Origin of the sequence: Luteimonas sp. RC10, assembly GCF_014192745.1 — a bacterium.
Classification (GTDB): Bacteria; Pseudomonadota; Gammaproteobacteria; order Xanthomonadales; family Xanthomonadaceae; genus Luteimonas.
The window spans coordinates 180,287-201,581 of the sequence record NZ_JACHYJ010000003.1; the positions used below are offsets into that span (position 1 = coordinate 180,287).

Annotated in this window: 19 protein-coding genes; 6 read left to right on the plus strand and 13 right to left on the minus strand. The window is 69.2% G+C overall.

Annotated elements, in window-relative coordinates; all coding sequences use genetic code 11:
- The first annotated feature begins 185 nt into the window (after positions 1–185).
- Positions 186–2,210 (plus strand): M13 family metallopeptidase, encoded by a 2,025-nt coding sequence (locus FHW73_RS07735; protein ID WP_183426136.1) that lies wholly within the window; start codon positions 186–188, stop codon positions 2,208–2,210.
- 466 nt (positions 2,211–2,676) lie between these two features.
- On the opposite strand, the gene FHW73_RS07740 is transcribed toward FHW73_RS07735, so the two are convergent.
- The 4 genes from FHW73_RS07740 to FHW73_RS07755 form a co-directional block, all read right to left on the minus strand.
- Positions 2,677–3,324: a rhomboid family intramembrane serine protease gene (locus tag FHW73_RS07740; protein ID WP_183426137.1), complete on the minus strand. Its 648-nt coding sequence runs from the start codon at positions 3,322–3,324 to the stop codon at positions 2,677–2,679.
- 58 nt (positions 3,325–3,382) lie between these two features.
- Positions 3,383–3,694: an MGMT family protein gene (locus tag FHW73_RS07745; protein ID WP_345776166.1), complete on the minus strand. Its 312-nt coding sequence runs from the start codon at positions 3,692–3,694 to the stop codon at positions 3,383–3,385.
- Positions 3,695–3,777: 83 nt separating this feature from the next.
- Entirely contained in the window at positions 3,778–4,905 is a 1,128-nt protein-coding gene (locus FHW73_RS07750) for an inorganic phosphate transporter (protein WP_183426138.1), read from the minus strand.
- Positions 4,906–4,918: 13 nt separating this feature from the next.
- On the minus strand, positions 4,919–5,545 hold the full coding sequence (locus FHW73_RS07755; protein WP_183426139.1) for a DUF47 family protein: 627 nt from the start codon (positions 5,543–5,545) through the stop codon (positions 4,919–4,921).
- 250 nt (positions 5,546–5,795) lie between these two features.
- On the opposite strand from FHW73_RS07755, the gene FHW73_RS07760 reads away from it, so the two are divergent.
- Both FHW73_RS07760 and FHW73_RS07765 read left to right on the plus strand, forming a co-directional pair.
- Positions 5,796–7,103, plus strand: coding sequence for a hemolysin family protein (locus tag FHW73_RS07760; RefSeq protein ID WP_183426140.1), 1,308 nt, complete (start codon positions 5,796–5,798; stop codon positions 7,101–7,103).
- Positions 7,093–7,731 (plus strand): exopolysaccharide biosynthesis protein, encoded by a 639-nt coding sequence (locus tag FHW73_RS07765; RefSeq protein ID WP_255492823.1) that lies wholly within the window; start codon positions 7,093–7,095, stop codon positions 7,729–7,731. The genes FHW73_RS07760 and FHW73_RS07765 overlap by 11 nt, the downstream gene beginning before the upstream one ends.
- An 18-nt stretch (positions 7,732–7,749) precedes the next feature.
- On the opposite strand, the gene FHW73_RS07770 is transcribed toward FHW73_RS07765, so the two are convergent.
- The gene (locus FHW73_RS07770; protein WP_183426141.1) at positions 7,750–8,541 is read right to left on the minus strand and encodes an RNA methyltransferase; all 792 of its coding nucleotides are present in this window, start codon (positions 8,539–8,541) and stop codon (positions 7,750–7,752) included.
- Between the two features lie 86 nt (positions 8,542–8,627).
- Between FHW73_RS07770 and FHW73_RS07775 the strand changes: the two genes are divergently transcribed.
- Positions 8,628–9,458, plus strand: a complete 831-nt coding sequence (locus tag FHW73_RS07775; RefSeq protein ID WP_183426142.1) for an inositol monophosphatase family protein — start codon at positions 8,628–8,630, stop codon at positions 9,456–9,458.
- Between the two features lie 250 nt (positions 9,459–9,708).
- Here FHW73_RS07775 and secF read toward each other — a convergent pair whose 3' ends face one another.
- The 4 genes from secF to tgt all read right to left on the minus strand — a co-directional run bounded on the left by secF (position 9,709) and on the right by tgt (position 14,234).
- Positions 9,709–10,671, minus strand: coding sequence for a protein translocase subunit SecF (secF, locus tag FHW73_RS07780; RefSeq protein ID WP_183426143.1), 963 nt, complete (start codon positions 10,669–10,671; stop codon positions 9,709–9,711).
- Between the two features lie 15 nt (positions 10,672–10,686).
- Complete coding sequence (gene secD, locus FHW73_RS07785) at positions 10,687–12,570, minus strand: protein translocase subunit SecD (RefSeq protein ID WP_183426144.1); 1,884 nt, start codon at positions 12,568–12,570, stop codon at positions 10,687–10,689.
- A gap of 71 nt (positions 12,571–12,641) precedes the next feature.
- Positions 12,642–12,980, minus strand: a complete 339-nt coding sequence (yajC, locus tag FHW73_RS07790) for a preprotein translocase subunit YajC (protein WP_183426274.1) — start codon at positions 12,978–12,980, stop codon at positions 12,642–12,644.
- A gap of 117 nt (positions 12,981–13,097) precedes the next feature.
- Complete coding sequence (gene tgt, locus FHW73_RS07795; protein WP_183426145.1) at positions 13,098–14,234, minus strand: tRNA guanosine(34) transglycosylase Tgt; 1,137 nt, start codon at positions 14,232–14,234, stop codon at positions 13,098–13,100.
- Positions 14,235–14,276: 42 nt separating this feature from the next.
- Between tgt and FHW73_RS07800 the strand changes: the two genes are divergently transcribed.
- Entirely contained in the window at positions 14,277–15,284 is a 1,008-nt protein-coding gene (locus tag FHW73_RS07800) for a lysozyme inhibitor LprI family protein (protein ID WP_183426146.1), read from the plus strand.
- Positions 15,285–15,335: 51 nt separating this feature from the next.
- Here FHW73_RS07800 and queA read toward each other — a convergent pair whose 3' ends face one another.
- Both queA and FHW73_RS07810 read right to left on the minus strand, forming a co-directional pair.
- Positions 15,336–16,388, minus strand: a complete 1,053-nt coding sequence (gene queA, locus FHW73_RS07805; protein WP_183426147.1) for a tRNA preQ1(34) S-adenosylmethionine ribosyltransferase-isomerase QueA — start codon at positions 16,386–16,388, stop codon at positions 15,336–15,338.
- 483 nt (positions 16,389–16,871) lie between these two features.
- On the minus strand, positions 16,872–17,303 hold the full coding sequence (locus tag FHW73_RS07810) for an Lrp/AsnC family transcriptional regulator (protein WP_183426275.1): 432 nt from the start codon (positions 17,301–17,303) through the stop codon (positions 16,872–16,874).
- Between the two features lie 179 nt (positions 17,304–17,482).
- On the opposite strand from FHW73_RS07810, the gene FHW73_RS07815 reads away from it, so the two are divergent.
- Positions 17,483–19,018: an aminotransferase class III-fold pyridoxal phosphate-dependent enzyme gene (locus FHW73_RS07815; protein WP_183426148.1), complete on the plus strand. Its 1,536-nt coding sequence runs from the start codon at positions 17,483–17,485 to the stop codon at positions 19,016–19,018.
- Positions 19,019–19,279: 261 nt separating this feature from the next.
- On the opposite strand, the gene FHW73_RS07820 is transcribed toward FHW73_RS07815, so the two are convergent.
- Both FHW73_RS07820 and FHW73_RS07825 read right to left on the minus strand, forming a co-directional pair.
- Positions 19,280–19,870, minus strand: coding sequence for an inorganic diphosphatase (locus FHW73_RS07820; RefSeq protein ID WP_183426276.1), 591 nt, complete (start codon positions 19,868–19,870; stop codon positions 19,280–19,282).
- 38 nt (positions 19,871–19,908) lie between these two features.
- Positions 19,909–21,294 carry a metallophosphoesterase family protein gene (locus FHW73_RS07825; protein ID WP_183426149.1) on the minus strand — a complete coding sequence of 462 codons (1,386 nt, stop codon included), beginning with the start codon at positions 21,292–21,294 and terminating at the stop codon, positions 19,909–19,911.
- Position 21,295: the final 1 nt, after the last annotated feature.

A 21,295-nucleotide genomic window follows, 5' to 3' on the forward strand; every position in this document is an offset into this window, starting at 1 on the left:
CCCCGGCCAGCCCCGATCGGCTGACCAGCGAGGCCCGGCGGCGACGCCGGGCCTCGTCGTTTCCAGGCGCTGGCATCGCGGCGATGCGGGTCCACCGACCGGTGCACCGCACCCTGCATGCGTCTGCACGTCGCGCACTTGCGCGCTTGCTAGACTTGCGCGCATCACGCCGAACGGAATCCGCAATGCCGATTCATGCCACCCTCGCCCGCCCGGCGCTGCTTGCCGCGTCGATCGCCCTGCTCGTGGGCCTGAGCACCGATGCCGACGCCCAGCGCCGGCGCGCCGCCGCGCCCAAGGGCCCGCCGCCGGTGACTGCCTGCAGCGACCTGTACGCCGTCGTCAACAAGGACTGGCTGGCCGCCAACGTCCTGGTCGCCGGCCAAGGCACGCGCTCGGCGCTCGGCGAACTGCAGGCGCTGGCGCAACAGCAGCAGTACGACCTGCTCGATGCCGCGATGCAGGCCCCGCAGAACAATGTGCAACAGTTGCTGGGCGACTTCTGGGCCAGCGGCCTGGACGAGGCCGCGGTCGAGGCCGACGGTGCCAAGCCGATCGCACCGCTGATCGCGCGCATCGACGGCATCCGCCGGACCCGCGACATCGCACCGTCGATCGCCGCGCTGCATTCGGTCGGGATCCCGGTGCTCTTCAACTTCGGTGCCGAGGTCGATGTGGCCGACCTCAGCCGCAACATCGCCTACTTCGTCCAGGGCGGCCTGGGCCTGCCCGACCCGGCGTACTACAGCCGCGGCGATGCCCAGACCCAGGAGGTGTTCGCCCAGTACACCCAGTACGTGCGCAACATCCTGGCGCTGACCGGAACCACCGAGGACCGGCTGGAAGCCGACACCGCGCTGGTGCTCGACCTCGAGCGCCGCATCGCCGCCGCCTCCAAGCCCCTGGCCGATATCCGCGATCCGCGCACCCAGTACGCGCTGGTCGACGTCGCCGGCCTGGGCAAGCAGTATCGCCGCCTGCAACTGGAGGATTTCCTCCAGGCTCAGCACGTGACCGCGCAGCAGGTCTCGCTGGCCGATGCCGCGCTGTTCCAGCAGCTCGACACGCTGGTCAATACGCTCAAGCCCGAGCAGTGGAAGGCCTACCTGCGCTTCCATATCGGCAATGCGATGGCGCCGTACCTGTCCAAGCGCTTCCGCGATGCCGAGTTCGATTTCCACGGCCGCATCCTGCGCGGCGAAGCCGCCCAGCCCGAGCGCCGGCAGCAGGTGCTGGCGGCGATCAACCGCGCCGCCGGCCCGATGGTCTCGCGCGAGTACATCGGCCGCCACCTGCCCGATGCCACCCGCGCGCGCGCCGAAACGATCGCAGGCCAAGTGCGCGATGCGCTGGGCCGCGGCATCGACCGCAGCACCTGGATGAGCGAGCCGACCAAGGCCGAAGCGCGCGCCAAGCTGGCGAAGCTGCGGATCGAGATCGGCGCCCCGGTGCAGGACATCGACTACACCGTCCAGCCGATGGGCCGCGGCAGCTTCGGCAGCAACATGCTCATCGCCGCGACCTGGCGCCACGGCCAGGAAATGCGCCGCATCGGGCAGACCAATGCCGCCCGCCGCTGGGATGTGTTGCCGCAGACGCCGGCCCTGGCCTACGACCCGGCGCAGAACCGGATCATCGTCTCGGCCGCGGTGCTGCAGGCGCCGGTGCTGGACATGGCCCAGGACGGCGCCGCGCACTACGGCACCTTCGGCGCGCTGGTCGGCCACGAAATGAGCCGCGCGGTCGACATCAAGGGCAAGTCCGTCGACAGCAACGACGCCCTGCGCAGCTGGTGGACCCCGGCTGACGACGCGGCGTGGATGCAGGCGACCGACCGCCTGGTCACCCAGTACAACGGCTATCCCTATCCCGGCCTGACCGGGGTCAACGTCAACGGGGCATTGACCCGTGACGAGAATGCCGCCGACCTGGCGGGCGTCGAACTGGCCTGGGATGCGCTGCAGCAGGCCTCGCCCGAGCTGGCCAAGCCGTCGCGCGAAGCGTTCTTCCACGCCTGGGCGCAGTTGTGGCGTCAGCAGTCGGCGGTCGATACCGCGACGCGCAACGCCGCGACCAGTCCGCAGGCCCCCGGCCAGTGGCGTGCCAACGGCCCGGTCGCCAACCTGCCGGCGTTCGCCGAGACCTTCCAGTGCAAGGCCGGCGACGCGCTCAACCGCAAAGCCGAGGATCAGGTCCGGATCTGGCGATAAGCCGCTTTTGGGGATTCGTAGAAGCGGCGCGCGATCACCAGAAGAGACGTAGCATCCCGTCCGGCCAGGCACGAAGGAAGACGCCTCGCCGAAGTCGCGCCCGTCTCCGGAACGCGCGTCGCGCTGGGGCCGAGGGTGCGCAACTTCTTCAGCATGTGACCCTTGGTCTACTCGAAGACAGGATGCAAACGTCCACGGCAGCGGACTGGCGGCCGGTGGCCGCGTCGAGCGCGCCATGGATGGCGTGCGCCCGAGTCAGGACAGGATGTCCTGACCGAGGGGAGAGCGGCTACCGGCTGACAGGCTGCTGCCTATCCGAAGAGGAACTCCCGGCTCCGCCCTTGAGAGGACCCCAAAAAGAAGGCCGCACGATGTGCGGCCTTCTTCGTTTCCCAACAGTGCGCTGTCGGTCAAGGAATCCGCTTCTACGAACCCTCAATCTCGATTGCCAGGAATGCCGCTCAGCTCACAGCCTCCGCACGTGGCGCCGGCTGCGGTTGAACGGCGGACGGCCGCGCCAGTGCTGGATCAGCAGCCAGCCGAACAACATGCCGCCCAGGTGCGCGAAGTGCGCCACGCCCGACCGCGTGCCGGTGATGCCGAGCACCAGCTCGACCAGGCCGTAGACGATGACCAGCGTGCGCGCCCGCATCGGGATCGGCGGGAACAACAGCATGATCCGCTGGTTCGGAAACAGCATGCCGTAGGCCAGCAACAGACCGAACACCCCGCCCGACGCGCCGAGCGTGGGATACGGGAATGCCCCCTGCGTCAGCGACCAGGTCACCACCGCGAGCTGGCACAGCCCGGCGCCGACCACGCACACCAGGTAGTAGGTCACAAAGCGCCGTGTGCCCCAGGTGTACTCGAGCTGGGAGCCGAACATCACCAGCGCCAGCATGTTGAACACCAGATGCGCGAGATTGCGCGGGTCGTGCATGAAGCCATAGGACAGCAGCTGCCACGGCTGGAAGCCCAGCCCACCGGCGTCGGCACCGCCCAGCGGCCAGAGCATGAACGGCGCGAGCAGGCCCCCGATCACCAGTTGCAGCAGGAACACCACGACATTGATGGCCAGAATCACTTTGACGGCCTGCGGCAACCTCGGAAACATCGGCACTCCTCGTTATGCGCGCCCATGATACCGGCGTGCCGTGTCGACTGCGTCGCCGTCAGTCGCGCGCGTCCGGTCCCCACAACGCCGCATCGAGCCCGTCCTCGACCGGCATGCGCACGCGCCCGCGCACGACCGTCACGCCTTCGGCGCGCAGCTGGCGCACCTGCTCATCGAAGCCGGGCGAACCGTCGGGAAATGCAATGCGCCCATCGCTGCGGACGATGCGGTGCCAAGGCAGCGCCGGCCCGTCGTGGTCGCGCAGCACCCGCGCCACCATCCGTGCCCGGCCGGGCAATCCGGCGCGGCGTGCGATATGGCCATAGCCGGCGACCCGCCCGGCGGGCACGGCAAGGATGGCAGCCACGATGCGGGCGTGCGGGCTCTCGCCCGGCGCCGGGGATGGCGATACGGGCCGGTCGGCCCGTGCGCGCTTCGCTTGGCGGGCCGGCGTCACACCCAGCCGAAGTGGTGGAACACCCGGAACAGCCCGTAGGCGATGCCACCCGACATCGGGATGGTCAGGATCCAGGCCCAGATCATCTTGTTGACCACCGACCACTTGATCGCATTCAGCCGCTTGGCGGTGCCCACGCCCATGATCGCCGAGGAGATGTTGTGGGTGGTCGAGACCGGAATGCCCAGCGAGGACGCCGCGAGGATCACCGACGCGGCGCTGGTTTCGGCTGCGAAGCCGTGGATCGGGTGCAGCTTGACCAGCTTGTGGCCCAGCGTCTTGATGATCCGCCAGCCGCCGGCGGCGGTGCCCGCGGCCATGACCAGCGCGCAGGAGATCTTGATCCACAGGTCGATGTCGCCGTTGTTGAGCGCGGCCTCGGACGGGTGCAGGAACGCCAGCCAGCCCGGCAGGTTGTCCAGCGTGCCCACACTCTGCGCACTGACCAGGGTCAGTGCCACGATGCCCATCGTCTTCTGCGCGTCGTTCATGCCGTGCGCGAAGCCCATGCCGGCGGCCGAGACGATCTGGCTCTTGCCGAAGAACGCATTGACCCAGCGCGGCCGTGCAATGCGCGCCAGCACGCCGCCGCTGCGCGCCATCATCGAGATCACGAAGAACAGCACGCCCATCATCAGAAAGCCGGCCGCGAACCCCAACACCGGCGAACTGACCATCGGCACGACCACTTTCCACAGCACGCCCGCGCTCTGCCAGAACGGCGTCGCCGGTTCCGACCACACCACCACGTCGAAGTTGTTGGACGCGGCGGCGAGCGCGGCGCCGATCAGGCCGCCGATCAGCGCATGCGAGGACGACGACGGCAGGCCCCACCACCAGGTGATCAGGTTCCAGATGATGCCGCCAAGCAACGCGCACAGGATCAGCTGCGAGCCGACATCGATCACGCCGGCATTGATCAGGCCCGAGGAGATCGTCTTGGCGACTGCGGTGCCCATCAGCGCGCCGATCAGATTCATCGACGCCGCCAGCCCGACCGCCTGCATCGGCGAGAGCACCTTGGTGGCGACGACCGTCGCGATCGAGTTGGCGGTGTCGTGGAACCCGTTGATGTATTCGAACACCAGCGCGGTCGCGACCACGATCAGCACGAGGGTCAGCATGGTCGGCAGCCCGTCAGGAGTTCTTGAGCACGATCTCGTAGGCCACGACCCCGGCCTCGCGGCAGCGGTCGATGGCCTTCTCGAGGATCTCGAAGAACTCCTTGAGCAGGAACATCTGCAGCGGATCGAGCTTGCCCGAGTAGATATCGCGGTAGAGCTCGAGCATCAGCCGGTCGGCCTCGTTCTCCAGCGCGCGCAGCTCGTCGTTGAGCGCCTTCATCGGCTCGAGCTTCATGCTGCGCAGGGTCTTGACCATCTTCACCACCACCGCCGAGGCCTGTTCGAGCATCGCCGCGCGCGGCGCGAAGTCGATGTGCTCCAGATGCTGGGTGGCCAGCGAGTAGCGATCGGCGAACTTCTCGATCTGCTTGGGAATCTTGTACAACGCCGACCCCAGCGCCTCGATGTCCTCGCGCTCGATCGGGGTGATGAAGCTGTCGACCAGTGCCTGACTGATCTTGTCGGAGGCCTCGCGCTCGCGCATGCGCGCCAGCTTGAAGGCGTCGAGCGCGGGCTGCCGATCGGCTTCCTTGAGCATCGCGTGCAACGCGATGGCGCTGTCGTGCGCGGCGACCGCCGCCTCCTCGAGCAGGGTGTAGAACTGGTTGCCTTGGCCGAAGATGGTTTGCAGGGAGAACATGCCGACGCCTTTGTCCGCGCACCCGCGGGGCCGGGCGCTTGCGCAAGGGCGAATTATGACGGCTCCATGACGCCTGCGACCACCCCGGACGTGCCCGGGGGTCCTCACGCGGGCACCTGCTATAGTCCGGCCCGCGCCCTTCTGCGCTGCCCGCCCCCCATGGACGACGACCCTAGACCGCCCTCCGCCCGCCGATGCCCTCGCCTGCCGGCCTTCACCTCGGGCCTTGGCCTGAACCCGGGCGCCGTCGATGCTTGAGCTGATCCTCATCGTCCTGGCGCTGATTGCCTGCAACGCGTTCTTCGCGCTGTCGGAAATGTCGGTCGTGACGTCCCGCAAGCCGCGCCTGAAGCAGATGGCCGAGCGGCGCGGCGCACGCACGGCCCTGGAGTTGGCCCAGCATCCCGAGCGCTTCCTGTCGACCGTCCAGGTCGGCATCACGCTGATCGGCGTGCTCACCGGCATGCTCGGCGGCGACGCGCTGGGCAGCGCCATCGGCAGCTGGCTGGCGTCCAGGCTGCCGGCGCTGGGCGCCTATGCGACCACCGCCGGCACGGTGCTCGCCGTTGGCCTCATCACCTTCCTGACCATCGTGCTGGGCGAACTGCTGCCCAAGCGTCTGGCGCTGCTGGCACCCGAGCGCGTGGCCAGCGTCGTCGCGCTGCCGATGCATTGGCTCTCGCGCATCGCGACCCCGGCGGTGTGGCTGCTCAGCGCTTCGGTCCGCGGCCTGCTGCGGCTGCTGCGGCTCAACGACACCGAAGCGGCCCAGGTGACCGAAGAAGAAATCCGCATGCTGGTGAGCGAGAGCCACGAGCAGGGCGTGATCGACGCCGACGAGCGCAACATGGTCAACCGCGTGCTCACGCTGGGCGACCGCGATGCCGAGACGCTGATGACGCCGCGCACCCGGATCGCCTGGCTCGATGTGTCGGCCAGCTTCGAGGAGAACCTGGCGCGGATGCGCGACACGCCCTATTCGCGCTACCCGGTGCTGCGCGGCAACGACGCCGACGTGGTCGGGATCCTGGAGATCAAGTCGTTGATCGACCGGCTCGATGCCGGGGCCTTCGACCTGTTCAAGTACCTGCGCGAGCCGCTGTTCGTGTCCGAGTCGACGCCGGCGATGAAGCTGCTGGAGATCCTGCGCGAGAACCAGCAGTCGCTGGCACTGGTGGTCGACGAGTACGGCGACATCACCGGCATGGTCACCGTCAACGACGTCATGGAAGCGGTGATCGGGCGCACCCAGAGCAGCGGTGTGGACGCCTCGCCGCTGGTGGTCACGCGCGACGACGGCTCGCTGCTGGTCGACGGCAGCCTGTCGGTCGAGGCGGTCCGCGAACTGCTCGGCGGGGGCGAGCTGCCGGGCGAGGACGAGCACATCTTCCACACTGCCGCCGGCATGACCATCGCCCAGTTCGGACGCATTCCCAACGTCGGCGAGCATTTCGACGCCAACGGCTGGCGCGTGGAGATCGTCGATCTGGACGGGCCGCGCGTGGACAAGCTGCTGCTGCAGCGGCTGCCCGAGCATGAGGCCGACGATGCGGCCTGATCGGCCGGAGCTGCGTTCGCGTGAGGAAGCCTCGACCCGGGAACTGCTCGCGGCGATGGCGGCGGGCGATCCTGGCGACCAGTTGCGCTTCCGCGACCTGCTGGCCGGCCTGGACAAGCGCGTGTTCGGCATGATGCTGTTCGTCGCCACGCTGCCGGCGTTCATCCCGATTCCCGGCGTCGGCGGCGCGGTCGGTGGCCCGCTGGTGATCTTCGTCGGGCTGCAGTTGCTGGTCGGGCTGCGCAAGCCGTGGCTGCCCGGGTTCATCGCCGAACGCGGCCCGCACCGCAGCGCCGTGAAGCGCTTCGAGACCGTGCTTGAGCCCTGGTTCCGGCGTCTGGAGCGGGTCAGTCGCCCGCGCCTGCCGGGCGTCCTCGACCATCGCGCCGCCACCATGTTCACCGGCCTGCTGCTGGTGCTGCTGGGGATCCTGCTGGCGCTGCCGATCCCGTTCACCAACTATGTCTTCGCCGTGCTGCTGCTGGCCTACGCACTGGCGCTGCTCGAGCGCGACGGCGCCCTGCTGCTGGTCGCCTGGGCCGCCGGCCTGCTGGCGATCGGGGTATTCGGCGTGCTCAGCGGCGCGCTGGCGGCCGCGGCAACGGACTGGCTCTCACGGCTCACCTAGCCTGGCGCAGCCGGCGGCTCAGCGCTCGCGGCGCTCACCGGCCAACTGCGCCATGCGCTGGGCATCGGCCAGGATGCCGCGCAGCAGCCGGACCTCCTTCTCGTCGAGTCCGGTGCGCACGAACAGCCGGCGCAGCTTGCGCATCGCCGAGTCCGGCGCGCGCCCCTTGTGGAAGTCGATCGCCTCCAGCGTGTCGGCCAGTTGAGCGAAGAACCCTTCGAGTTGGGCGTGCGGCACCGCGTTTGCGGACACCGGTGCGACTGCCGACGGGGCCGCGGCCTCACCCAACAGCGCCAGCCGCAGTTCGTAGCTGAGCACCTGCACCGCGGCCGCGAGGTTCAACGAGCTGTAGTCGGGATTGGCCGGGATGTGCACGGCCGCATGGCACAGCTGCAGCTCCGAGTTCTCGAGCCCGGTGCGCTCGCGGCCGAACACCAGCGCAACCTCGCCGCCGTCCAGCGCCTGCGCATGCGCCGCGGCCGCGGCGTCTCGCGGACGCAGCTCGCGCAACTGCACCCGCCGGCTGCGTGCGGTGCAGCCAAGCACCAACCGGCAATCGGCGACCGCCTCGGCCAGGGTGTCGAAACGCGCGGCCGAGGCCAGCACGTCGTCGGCGCCGGCGGCCATCGCCTCGGCCTCGGCATGCGGAAACTTCTGCGGCGCGACCAGCACCAGACGGTGCAGCCCCATCGTCTTGAGCGCGCGTGCGGCCGAGCCGATGTTGCCGGGATGCTGGGTGCCGACGAGCACGATGCGCAGGCGCGCAGCGACCGTGTCGGGCGAAGAGTCAGGATTGAGGGGCGCTTGCATGCCGCGAATGGTAAACTGCCCGACCGGCCAAGCGCCGGCACCGCTCTTTTTCCCCTCGAACCCGCCCGCGCCCGGAGTCGTCCGCGATGCTTCAACCTGCTGTCAACATCATGGTCAAGGCGGCGCGTGCCGGCGGCAACGTCCTGCTGCGCAACATGCACAAGCTCGACGCGCTCAACGTCGTCGAGAAGGCCCGACTGGACTACGCCAGCGAAGTCGACGGCCTGGCCGAAGAGGCGATCGTCAAGGAATTGCGCCGGGCGCATCCCGATTACGCCATCCTCGGCGAGGAAGGCGGCGCCAAGCCCGGCCGCGGCGGCGCGAGCCGCTACACCTGGGTCATCGATCCGCTCGACGGCACCAGCAACTATCTGCGCGGCTTCCCCCACTGGTGCGTGTCGATCGCGCTGGTCGAGGGCGGCGAGCCGCTGCATGGCGTGATCTTCGATCCGCTGCGCAACGAACTGTTCACCGCCACGCGCGGCGCCGGCGCCCAGCTCAACGAACGCCGCATCCGCGTCGCCGACCGCAAGGACCTGTCGGGCGCGATGATCGCCACCGGCTTCGCCCCGCGCGAGCGCAAGCGTGCCGGCGCGCAGCTGCGCGCGGTCGACGCCCTGCTCGAGTCCGCCGAAGACGTCCGCCGCGCCGGTTCGGCCGCACTGGACCTGGCCTACGTCGCGGCCGGGCGTTGTGACGCCTACTTCGAGGCCGGCGTCCATCCCTGGGACATCGCGGCCGGCGTGCTGCTGGTCCGCGAGGCCGGCGGCCGCGTCAGCGACTTCAAGGGCCGCGCCACCGGTCCGATGAACGTGGCCATGGCCGGTGGCCGCCCGATCCTCGCCTCCAACGTACGCCTGATCGAGCCGCTGCAGCAGGTGCTGGTGTCGTCGGGGTATGCGAAGGAGTTCGACTGAGCCAGCCCCCCTGCCGCTGGATCACCTGACGGGACGCTTCTGGATTCGGTGATGTTTCGCAACAGCAGAAAGCCGCGCCATTGCGCGGCTTTCTCGTTTCCGGGGCATTGACGCATCGGCCACCGCGGGCGGCGCCCCGCACGCCTCCGCCCGGCCCCTTCACAAATCCGCTGATTTCGACGGCAGGGCACCCAAACGCAGAAGGCCGCGCGATGCGCGGCCTTCTGCGTTCACGAATCACCAACTCACATCACGGCCGACGCGCCAGGGCGGCTTCGTCCTTGGCCTTGGGCAACAGGTCCTGCTTGGTGACGCGCAACACGCCATAGGTCAGCAGCGGGCACGCGATGAAGATCGACGACAAGGTGCCGACGACGGCGCCCATCATCTGCGTCAGCGCCAGACCTTCCAGCGAGCCGCCGCCGTAGAGGAACAGCGCCAGCACCGACAGGAAGAACACCAGCGAGGTGATGATCGTGCGCGAGAGCGTCTGGTTGATCGAGCGGTTGAAGATCTCCAGCGGCTCGGCACGCACGCCACGGAAGTTCTCACGCACGCGGTCGAACACCACGATCGTGTCGTTGATCGAGAAGCCCATGACCGACAGCAGGCCGGCGAGCACGGTCAGATCGAACTCGCGGCCGGTCAGCGAGAACAGCGCGGCGACCACCAGCACGTCGAACAGCGTGGTCACACTGGCCACCACCGCGAACTTCCACTCGAAGCGCACGCTGATGTAGAGCAAAAAGCCCACCAGCACGAAGATCGCCGCGTAGATCGCGTTCTTGCGCAGGTCGCCCGAGACCTGCGACCCGATCGCCTCGGTGCTCAGGATCCGGCCCGGGTTGCTGTCGCTCGAAGCCGCGGCCAGCACCTGCTGTGCCAGCTGCGTGTTGCCGTCCACGTTCGCCTGCTCGTCGCCGCGCACGCGGATCAGCAGGTCATTGCCGCTGCCGAAGGTCTGCACCTGGGCGTTGGCGATGCCGGCGGTCTCGAGCCGCTCGCGCACCTCATCGACGCTCACCGGCTGCTCGAAACGCACGTTCACCGCGGTACCGCCGGTGAAGTCCAGCGCGAAGTTGAAGCCCTTCAGGCCGATCACCGCGATCGAGGCGACGAACATCAGCGCAAACAGCGTGACCCAGATATGGCGCAGCCGCATGAAATCGATGCGGGTGTCGCTGGGAACGAGGGTCAACGGGAAAATTTTCATGTTCGGTCTCTCCCGTCAGATCGCCAGGGACTTGAGTTTCTTGCGCGGCGCGTAGATCAGCGTGACCAGCGCGCGCGAGACGACGATCGCAGTGAACATCGAGGCGACGATGCCGATCACCAGCGTGACCGCGAAGCCCTGCAACGGGCCGGTACCGAAGGCGTACAACGCGATGCCTGCGATGATGCCGGTCAGGTTGGAGTCGAGAATCGTGTCCGAGGCCTTCTCATAACCGGTCACGATCGCTGCCTTCGGTGGCATGCCGGCCCTGAGTTCCTCACGGATACGCTCGTTGATCAGCACGTTGGCGTCGACCGACAGACCGATCGACAACGCCAGACCGGCGAAGCCGGGCAACGACATCGTGGCGCCGAACAGCGACATCACCGCGACCACGATCAGCAGGTTCAGCATCAACGCCAGACAGGTGACGACGCCGAACATGCGGTAATAGAGCATGAAGAACAGCAGCGTGAACAGGAACGCGTAGAGCACCGCGGTGACGCCGCGCTCGACGTTCTCCGCGCCCAGGCTCGGGCCCACGACGCGCTCTTCGACGAAGTCCATGGGCGCGGCCAGCGCGCCGGCCTTGAGCTGGCGGGCCAGATCGTTGGCCTCGTCGCGGCTCAGACCGGTGGTCTGGAACTCGCGACCGAACACGCCGCGGATCGTCGAGGAGCTGATCACGCGCTCGACGGTCCGTGCCGAACGCACTTCCTCGCCATTGACCACGCGCACCGTCGGGATACGCTCGACGTAGACGATGCCCAGGCGCTGGCCGACGTTCTCCAGCGTGTGGTCGAGCATGCGCTTGCCGCCCGCGCTGTTGAGCGTGATCCCGACCGACGGCATGCCGGTCTGCTGGTCGGTCTGCGGATTGGCATTGATCAGCTGATCGCCCGAGACAAGGATGCGCCGGGAGAGCAGCAGCGGGCGGTTGTTCTCGTCGTAGTACACGCGCGAGTCGGCCGGGATGCTGCCCGAGGCCACCGCAGCGGCGGCCTGGTTCTCATCGCCAGTCACGGCGCGGAACTCCAGCGTCGCGGTCGCGCCGATCAGGCGCTTGGCCTCGGCGGTGTCCTGCAGGCCGGGGAGCTGGATGACCAGGCGATCCTCGCCCTGGCGCTGCAGCACCGGCTCGGCCACGCCGATCGAGTTGATGCGGTTGGAGATCACGGTGCGGTTCTGCTCGACCGCGTCGGTCGCGATGCGGGCGATCTCGCTCTGCGACAGGCGCACGGTGATGCGGTTGCCATCGACGGCGATCTGCGGGCCGCTGCCGGCCACGCCCTGCCCCGATGCGCTCGCCAGACTCGTGGCGATGTGCTGGCGGGCCTGGTCGACATTGGCGCCCTCGTTGAGGACCACGCCAATGCTGTTGTCGGCCCGGCGCTCGACGCTCGAGTAGCCGATGCGGTTGTCGCGCAGCACGGTGCGGATGCCGTCGGCGTAACCATCGACGCGCTTCTGCAGCGCGGCGGCCTGGTCGACCTGCATCACGAAATGCACGCCGCCCTGCAGATCCAGACCCAGCGACATCGGCCGGGCGCCGAAGCGCGACAGCCAGTCGGGCACGGTCGAGGCCAGGTTCAGCGCGACCGAATAGTTCTCGCCCAGCGCCGGACGCAGCGTATCGGCGGCCGCGGTCTGGGCATCGGCATCGTGCAGGCGCACCAGCAGGTGGCTGTCGTCCACCTCGGTGCCGACCGGCGTCACGCCGGCGTCCTTGAGCAGGCCGTCGACCTGCTGGCGCAGTGCATCGTCGATGCGCGCCTCGCTGGTGCTCGGGGTGATCTGTATCGACGGATTCTTCTGGTAGGCGTTGGGCAGCGCGTACAGCGCGGCCAGCACCAGCACCAGCAGGATCAGGACGTATTTCCAGCGCGGGAATTCGAGCATTGGCTTGCCTCGGGCGCCGCGCAGGCGGCGCCGGGAGAGTTGCCGGGGCGAGCCCCGGCAGAATCAGGAAATCAGGCCGACTTCAGCGTGCCCTTGGGCAGCACGTTGCCGACCGCGCCCTTCTGGACCCGGATCTCGACGCGCTCGGCGATCTCGACGGTGATGAAGCTCTCGCCGATGGCGCGCACGACGCCGGCGATGCCGCCATTGGTGATCACCTCGTCGCCGACCGACAGCTTGTCGAGCATCGCACGGTGTTCCTTGGTCCGCTTCATCTGCGGGCGGATCATCAGGAAGTACATGATCGCGATCAGGATGATCGGGAAAGCCAGCGTCGACAGCATGCTCGGCGCGGCGGGCGCCCCGGCGGCGGCGTGGGCGGGGGCGATCAGCAGGTCCAGCAGATTCATCTGGGCATCCATCAGGGTCGAAAAGGCAGCAGGCGATTATGCCACGGCCGGCCGGGGGCGCAGGCCGGGGCGTGGATGGGGTGTGAAAATCGGACGATCCGGGCCGCCAGGCCCGGCTCAGGCGTCCGGATTCCCGGTCCGGGCGCGATAGAAGGACTCCCGGAATGCGGCGAAGGTTCCCGCCTCGATCGCCGCACGCATGCCTGCCATCAGCCGCTGGTAGTACCAGAGGTTGTGCAGGGTGCCCAGCATCGGCCCCAGCATCTCCCCGCAGCGGTCCAGGTGGCGGAGATAGGCGCGGGTGTAGCCGCCGGCGCAGGCCTCGCAGCCGCAGCCTTCCTCGATCGGGCGCAGGTCCTTCTCGAACTTCGCATTGCGGATGCGGATCGTGCCGGTGGAGGTGAAGAAATGCCCGTTGCGGGCGTTGCGGGTCGGCATCACGCAGTCGAACATGTCGACCCCGCGGGCGACCGCCTCCACCAGGTCCTCCGGGCGCCCCACGCCCATCAGGTAGCGCGGGCGCTCGCCCGGCAACTGCGGGCAGGTGTGGTCGAGCATCGCGTTGCGCTCGGCCTCGGTCTCACCGACCGCCAGCCCGCCGATCGCATAGCCGTCGAAGCCGATGGCCTGGAGGCCTTGCGCCGAGCGCGTGCGCAGGTCGTGGTGCACGCCGCCCTGGACGATGCCAAACAGCGCGGCGTCGTTGCCCTCGTGCGCACGCTTGGAGCGCGCCGCCCAGCGCAGCGACAGTTCCATCGAGCGCTCGACCACGCGCGGGTCGACCGGCTTGCCGTCGACCTGCACCGGCGGGCACTCGTCGAAGATCATCACGATGTCCGAGTCGAGCGTCTTCTGGATGCGCATGCTCTCCTCGGGCCCCAGGAACACTCGCGCGCCGTCGGTCGGCGCCGAGAACGTGACCCCCTCCTCGGTGATCTTGCGCTTGTGCGCCAGCGAGAACACCTGGAAACCGCCCGAGTCGGTCAGGATCGGCCCGTCCCAGCGCGCGAAGCCATGCAGGCCGCCGTGCGCCTCGATGACCTCCAGGCCCGGGCGCAGATACAGATGAAAGGTGTTGCCCAGGATGATCTGCGCGCCCAGCGCACGGATCTGATGCGGCAGCACGCCCTTGACCGTGCCGTAGGTGCCCACCGGCATGAACGCGGGCGTTTCGATGGTGCCGCGGGGAAAGGCGATGCGGCCACGCCGGGCCGCGCCGTCGCTGCCGAGCAGTTGGAAGGACATTCTGGACATCCCGCTAGTATGACCGGTCCGTCCGCTCTCGACCCTGACGCCATGACGCGCTGCAATCTGCTCCTGCTGCTTCTGCTGGCCGCGCCGCTGGCCCTGCAGGCCGCCGGCCGCACCGACCCCGACACCCTGTGCGCGCCGTGGCAGGCCGTGCCGGTGCCGGCGGCCGACGCGGGCGCAGCCGCGCAGGCCTGCGACACGATGGCGCTGTACTACGGGGCCGACGGCACCGGCGGCGACCCGATCGCCGCACGGCACTGCGCGTATCAGGAGCGCGACCGCGACCCCACGGTCCCGTTCGGTGGCAGCGGCGTGCTGATGATGCTCTATGCCAACGGCGAGGGCGTCGCGCGCGACCTGCCGCTGGCGCGTCGTTTCGCCTGCGAGTACGGCGGCGCGCCGGCCGAAGTGCGGTTTCGCCTCGACCACCTGGCGCGCATCGAGGCGGACCCGCAGGCCGCGCGTATCGACCTCTGCGACGACATCACCAGCGGCCACATGAGCGGCCTATGCGCGGGCCGCGACGCACGCTTCGCCGCGAACGGGCGTGCGAAGGCCTGGCAGACGCTGCAGGCCGACTGGACGCCCGAGCAGCGCGCCGCCTGGCGCCGGCTCCGCGACGCGGCCGATACCTACTTCGAGAAGACCAGCGCCTACGAGATCGACCTCAGCGGCACCGCGCGCAACGTATTCCTGGTCGGCGCGCGCGAACGCCAGGAAACCCAGCTCCTCGAGGATGTCCAGCAGTTCGAGCGCGGCGCCCGGCCCGAGCAGAGCAGCGCGTCGCTGGCGCCGCTCGACGCCACGCTCAATGCGGTCTATCGCGACGTCCGCGCGCGCCTGCAGGCAGGCGCCTCGCCGCATGACACCGACTTGCTGGGCACGATCGATGCCGACGGCGTACGCGATACCCAGCGTGCGTGGCTGCGCTACCGCGACGCCTTTGTCGCGTTCGCCGTCACGCGGTGGCCGGATGTCGAAGGCGATGCCTGGCGCGCCTGGCTGACCGACCGGCGCACCGGCGATCTGGAGGCGATCCTCGACAGCCCCTGAGCCGTCGCGCGTGTCCTGCCGGTAGGCGATCGTCCGCGCCCGGCCGTCCGCTCAGCCAGCCGCTGCCTGCGCAGGTGCCTCCGCGCTCCACAGCAGCATCGCATCGCCGTAGGAGAAGAACCGGTAGCGCTGCGCGACCGCATGCGCATAGGCGGCGAGGATGCGCTCGCGGCCGGCGAAAGCCGAGACCAGCATCAGCAGCGTCGACTCAGGCAAGTGGAAGTTGGTCACCATCGCATCGACGCTGCGGATGCGGTAGCCGGGGAAGATGAAGATCCGCGTCTCGCCGGCGAACGGATGCAACTCACCATCCACGCTCGCGCTCTCGAGCGCACGCACGACCGTCGTGCCGACCGCGATCACGCGGCCACCGGCCTCACGGGTACGCCGGATCTGCGCGACCAGCTCGGCGCCGACATTGAGCCATTCGCTGTGCATGCGATGCTCGCGGATGTCGTCCACGCGCATCGGCTGGAACGTGCCGGCCCCCACGTGCAGGGTCACGTGGCCGAAGTCCACGCCACGCGCGCGCAGCCGTTCGAGCAGCGCGTCGTCGAAATGCAGACCGGCGGTCGGCGCCGCGACCGCCCCGACCTCGCGCGCGAACACGGTCTGGTAGCGCTCGGCGTCGTCCTGACCCGGCTCGCGCCGGATATAGGGCGGCAGCGGCATGCGCCCGACCTTGAGCAGCCAGGACTCGAGCGCGTCGCCGACCTCGAAGCGCAGGTGGTAAAAGCCCTCGTCGCGCGACAGCACCTCGGCGCTGCCACCGCCGTCGAGCGCGATCCGCCCGCCCGCCTTGGGCGCCTTGCTGGCCCCGATCTGCGCGCGCGCCTCGTTGCCGGGCAACAACCGCTCGATCAGGATCTCCACGCGTCCGCCGCTGTCCTTGTGCCCGAACAGCCGCGCCGGGATCACCCGGGTGTCGTTGAACACCAGCAGATCGCCCGGCTGCAGCAACTCGGGCAGGTCACGCACATGACGGTCGTCGAATGCGCCGTCAGCAGGCGGCACGACCAGCAGCCGACTGGCCGAACGCTCGGCCAGCGGCGCCTGCGCGATCAGCGCGTCCGGCAGGTCGAAATGGAAATCGGACTTCTTCAAGAGGCGCGGACGATCAAAAGGGTCGGCCATTGTAGGCGGCGCGAGCACGAGGTCGGCGCCATTGGCATCGCCTTCCGCCCGATACGCCGACTGGGAAGCGCAGGCTCACACGAGATCCTCCCACCCGACCTTCCACCCGTGAAGGGGTGCAATGCCCCGCATGTGGGGATGAGGCCCAAACGCAATGTCGCGCGTGGCTCACCTCCCCGCTCGAGGGGCGGACCGCCAGCATGAGGGGCGGACCGCCAGCATACCGAACAGGCAGGGGGCCGACTCACCGCCCCCGCCTGCGGGGGCGGTCGGCGCCGACAGGCGCCGGGTGGGGGCACGGGCCCTCCCGGTCATCCACCACCTTCGCCCGAGCAAGCGCAGGCAAATGCGCATCGCCCGGTCACGCTCCCCACCCCATTGGCGTCGCCGATGCCCCCGCCCGTCAACGGGGGGCGGGACTGAGGCGTCTTCCGCCCAACAGCGGAAGACGGCTTATCTTTCGAACTTGGTCGACAGAATGATCGACGAGGTGGTGCGCTCGACGCCCTCCAGGCAGCCGATCCGGTCGGTCAGCACGTCCATGTCGGCGACGGTCGGCACCACGCCAAGCGCGATCAGATCGTAGGGGCCGCTGACCGAATGCAGCGTGCGCACTGCATCGATCGCGCGCAGCGCAGTCACCACCGGCGTCATCTGCCGGGGCCGGACGCTGATCATGATCTGCGCACGGATGTGCCCCTGCTCGAAGTCGTCGCGGACGCGCACCGTGTAGCCACTGATGACGCCGTCGCGCTCGAGTCGTTCGATGCGGCTCTGCACCGTGGTGCGCGACAGCCCGAGTCGGCGCGCGATCTCGGCGGTGGACAGCCGTGCGTTCTCGCGCAACAGCATCAGCAGGCGGACGTCGGCGGGCTCACTGGACATTTTCACGCAAGGATTCGGCGATCTGCCGAAATCCTAGCAAGGCTTCGGCGATCCGTCGCTACCGGTCGACGGAATCGTCCAGATAATAGAAAGGACGTACCGGCTGGGGAGCCGGTCTCGCCCATCGCCGCGAGTCCACGCCCGCCACCGGCCCGCCTGCCGACCTGGGAGTCCACCGTATGTCCGTGACCCGTATCCTCGCCCCGCTCCGTGCCCATGGCGGCGCCCGCCGCACGACCGGCCTGTCCGACGAGGTCGTCGAGACCTACGCCGCGCGCCATCCTGCACTCGTCGAGGCGCTGCAGGCCGCCGCGGACGAGTACACGCGGATCCGTGACGAATTCGCCGAGCTGCTCGACCTCGACGAAGACGCCCAGGCACAGGCCGTGCAGGCCGGCTACGTGAACTTCTACCCCGGCGACGCGGTGAACCCCTACGTCGCGCTGGCCGCACGCGGCCCGTGGATCGTCACGCTCAAGGGCGCCGTGCTGCACGACTCGGGCGGCTACGGCATGCTCGGCTTCGGCCACACGCCGGCGCCGGTGCTCGAGGCGATGGCACGGCCGGTGCCGATGGCCAACATCATGACCCCGCATCTGTCGCAGTTACGGCTCGACCGCGCACTGCGTCGCGAGATCGGCCACACCCGCGGCGACGGCTGTCCGTACAGCCATTTCCTGTGCCTGAACTCCGGCTCCGAATCGGTCGGCCTGGCCGCCCGCATTGCCGACATCAACACCCGCGTGCAGACCGACCCGGACGGCCGCCACGCCGGGCGCACGGTCAAGCGCATCGTGGTCAAGGGCAGCTTCCACGGTCGCACCGAGCGGCCGGCGCTGTACTCCGATTCGACCCGCGCGACCTACATGAAGCACCTGGCCAGCTTCCGCGACGAAGACTCGCTGATCGCCGTGCCGCCGTACGATGTCGAGGCGCTGCGCCAGGCGTTCGCCGATGCCGACGCGAATGGCTGGTTCGTCGAAGCAGTGTTCCTGGAACCGGTCATGGGCGAAGGCGACCCGGGCCGTGCGCTGCCGCCTGCGTTCTACGCCGCTGCGCGTGCACTCACGCGCGAGCACGGCAGCCTGCTGCTGGTCGACTCGATCCAGGCCGGCCTGCGTGCGCACGGCGTGCTGTCGATCGTGGACTATCCCGGCTTCGAGGGGGTCGATGCGCCGGACATGGAGACGTACTCCAAGGCGCTCAACGCCGGCCAGTACCCGCTGTCGGTGCTCGCGGTCTCGGAAGGCGCGGCGCAGTTGTACCGCAGCGGCGTCTACGGCAACACGATGACCGCCAATCCCCGCGCGCTCGACGTGGCCTGCGCCGTGCTCGAGCAGCTGACGCCGCAGATCCGCGACAACATCCGCAAGGCCGGTCGCCGGGCGATCGAACGGCTCGAGGCACTGCGCGCCGACGCCGGCGGCGCGATCACCAAGGTCCAGGGCACCGGCCTGCTGTTCTCGTGCGAACTGGACCCGCGGTTCAAGTGCTACGGCGCCGGTTCGACCGAGGAATGGCTGCGCGAGCGCGGCATCGGCGTGATCCACGGCGGCGCGAACTCGCTGCGCTTCACGCCGCACTTCGCGATCGGCGAGGACGAGCTCGAGCTGCTGGTGGACATGGTCGGTCGCGCGCTGCGCGAAGGTCCGCAGAAGGCAGGGGCATCGGCCGGTGCGCGCACTGCCGACAGCCGCGAGCCTGTCGAGGCCTGATCCGCGGGGCGCGTTGCCCCCACCCCAGCCCTCCCCCGCTATGCGGGGGAGGGAGCAAAGCGTCCGCTGTACGGGGAGGGAGCAAAGCGTCCGCTGTACGGGGAGGGCGCAAAGCGTCCGCTGTGCGGGGGAGAGAGCGAAGTGTCAGCTGTGCGGGTAGGTAGCGAAAAGCGTCAACTGTGCGGCGCAGTGTGCGCAGCGGTCGCCCCGCGCTCGCCGAGCCGGCATCGCAACCCCGTGCACGCGTTCGGTTTGCCGCGGCTACTTCGCCGCGCGCTCGATCGCATCGCCGATCAGTCGGTGGGCTTCGGCGGCATCGCCCCAACCGTGTAGGTCCACGCCGTTGCCGCCTTCAGGCAGGTCTTTGTAGACGCGGAAGAACGCCTCGATGCGCGCGCGTTCGGCGGACGGCAGGTCAGCGAGATCGCGTATCCCCGCATAGGTCGGGTCGACAGCGTCGACCGGCACGCCGACGATCTTCTCATCGGCTTGTCCGCCATCGCGCATGCGCAGCACGCCCAGCGGCCGGAACCGGAGCAACGCGCCGGGATGGACCGGCGCGCGCGTGAGCACCAGCGCATCGAGCGGATCGCCGTCGCCGGCGCGTGTCCCCGGCATCGCGCCGTAGTTCGCCGGATACGCCACCGGCATCGACAGGAAACGGTCGACATGCACCAGGCCGTCCTCGGCACCGATCTCGTACTTGACGCTGCCGCCTGCGGGAATCTCCACCACCAGCAGTGCCTCGTGCGCTGTCGGGTCGGGCTGGCGCAGGTGGAACGGGTGACGCATGGTCTCGGTTGCGCAGGCCGCGGCGCCCACCAGGGGCAGCCCTGTCGCCAGCCCGAGCATGGCCACCGCCGTGCCGAAGCGCGTGCGGCGCATCGTGCTCACTCCCAGCACCGGTCGGCACGACCTTTGAGCGAGCCCTCGCGCGTGCAGCGCCGCGTCTCGATCCTGCCGTCCTCGCGCTCGACCAGCCGTTTGCGGCCGCCGTGGTCATGCAGTTCGAACGCGTCGTACAGCCGGCCGGTCGCCGTGCGCGCCTCATAGCGCAACACCGCGCCGTCGACGTGCAACACCTGGAACAGTTGGGTGTCCTCGGCGATCGGCGCCATCGTCGCCAGCGCTTGCGGACCGATGCGGTACTGCTTGGCGCCGGCCACGCTGACGAGCAGTTGCGGTGTCTCGCCCTCCGCATCCAGCGCGCGGCGGCCGTAAGCGTGGTCGTGCCCCTGCAGCACCAGGTCCACGTGGTGCTTGCGCAGCACCGGTGCCAGGTGCGCGCGCAGCGATGTGTAGTCACGATCGGCACGCAGCGCGTACAACGGCTGATGAATCTGCACCACGCTCCAGCGGTGCGGGTTGTCGGCCAGCACGCGGTCCAGCCACTGCGCTTGCGCCGGGCCGGTCCCAAGATCCAGGATTGAAGTGCCATCGAGCACGGCGAAGCGCACGCCCTGGTAGTCGAACCAGTAGGTCGTCGCCTCCACCCCGGGCGCGCCGTTGCGCGGCAAGGCGAACGTCACCGGCCAGTGCGGCGACAGCACCCGGCGTTCCTGCGGCGTGTCTTCGTGCTCTTCATGGAACTCGTGATTGCCAGCGGCGGGCGCGGTCGCGATGTCTTCGGGCAGGCCGCTCGCCGCCTCGAACCATTCGGCCCATTCGTCGTCATCGGCGCCCTGCCCGGCACCACCGCCCGACACCAGGTCGCCAGCGAACAGCGCCAGCTTCGCGTCCGGTGCCCAACGGCGCGCTTCACGGATCACTCGCGTCACCAGCGACGTGTTCTGGTTCTGGGTGTCGCCGAAGTACAGCAGTGTCAGCGGCGCCGCATCCGCGGTCGCGGTGCGGAAATGGAACCAGGGGCTCCAGGTGCCGTGGCCCTGCACGCGCCAGGCATACAGCGTATCGGGCGCCAGGCCGTCGACGTCGGCGCGGTGCTGGTGCGCAGCGCCGTTGCGCGTCTCCAGCGTCTGTGTGGTCGCAACGATCGTGCGTGCCCGCCCACCGCCGACGTCCGGCGTGTCCTCGGCCGGCGCGATCTGCAATTGCGGCGCACGCACGTGCGCATCGGTGCGCCAGGCCACCGCGAACCCGGTCGCTGCATCCTGCGCGGGCGAGGCCGCGATGCGGTCCGGATACGCGCTCGCGGCGTGCCCACGGTCGCCCTCCGGTACACGGGTGTTGGGCTCGGCCTGCCGCGGCGCCTGTGCGTGCGCGGCGGGTGCGAGCAACACCAGCGCGAGCAGCGCCGCACGCAGGGAAAAGGTCATA

Coding starts and splice junctions, on each gene's coding strand:
- FHW73_RS07735 (WP_183426136.1), top strand. CDS start 186: ATGCCGATTCATGCCACCCTCGCCCGCCCGGCGCTGCTTGCCGCGTCG.
- FHW73_RS07740 (WP_183426137.1), bottom strand. CDS start 3,324: ATGTTTCCGAGGTTGCCGCAGGCCGTCAAAGTGATTCTGGCCATCAAT.
- FHW73_RS07750 (WP_183426138.1), bottom strand. CDS start 4,905: ATGCTGACCCTCGTGCTGATCGTGGTCGCGACCGCGCTGGTGTTCGAA.
- FHW73_RS07755 (WP_183426139.1), bottom strand. CDS start 5,545: ATGTTCTCCCTGCAAACCATCTTCGGCCAAGGCAACCAGTTCTACACC.
- FHW73_RS07760 (WP_183426140.1), top strand. CDS start 5,796: ATGCTTGAGCTGATCCTCATCGTCCTGGCGCTGATTGCCTGCAACGCG.
- FHW73_RS07765 (WP_255492823.1), top strand. CDS start 7,093: ATGCGGCCTGATCGGCCGGAGCTGCGTTCGCGTGAGGAAGCCTCGACC.
- FHW73_RS07770 (WP_183426141.1), bottom strand. CDS start 8,541: ATGCAAGCGCCCCTCAATCCTGACTCTTCGCCCGACACGGTCGCTGCG.
- FHW73_RS07775 (WP_183426142.1), top strand. CDS start 8,628: ATGCTTCAACCTGCTGTCAACATCATGGTCAAGGCGGCGCGTGCCGGC.
- secF (WP_183426143.1), bottom strand. CDS start 10,671: ATGAAAATTTTCCCGTTGACCCTCGTTCCCAGCGACACCCGCATCGAT.
- secD (WP_183426144.1), bottom strand. CDS start 12,570: ATGCTCGAATTCCCGCGCTGGAAATACGTCCTGATCCTGCTGGTGCTG.
- yajC (WP_183426274.1), bottom strand. CDS start 12,980: ATGAATCTGCTGGACCTGCTGATCGCCCCCGCCCACGCCGCCGCCGGG.
- tgt (WP_183426145.1), bottom strand. CDS start 14,234: ATGTCCAGAATGTCCTTCCAACTGCTCGGCAGCGACGGCGCGGCCCGG.
- FHW73_RS07800 (WP_183426146.1), top strand. CDS start 14,277: ATGACGCGCTGCAATCTGCTCCTGCTGCTTCTGCTGGCCGCGCCGCTG.
- FHW73_RS07810 (WP_183426275.1), bottom strand. CDS start 17,303: ATGTCCAGTGAGCCCGCCGACGTCCGCCTGCTGATGCTGTTGCGCGAG.
- FHW73_RS07815 (WP_183426148.1), top strand. CDS start 17,483: ATGTCCGTGACCCGTATCCTCGCCCCGCTCCGTGCCCATGGCGGCGCC.
- FHW73_RS07820 (WP_183426276.1), bottom strand. CDS start 19,870: ATGCTCGGGCTGGCGACAGGGCTGCCCCTGGTGGGCGCCGCGGCCTGC.
- FHW73_RS07825 (WP_183426149.1), bottom strand. CDS start 21,294: ATGACCTTTTCCCTGCGTGCGGCGCTGCTCGCGCTGGTGTTGCTCGCA.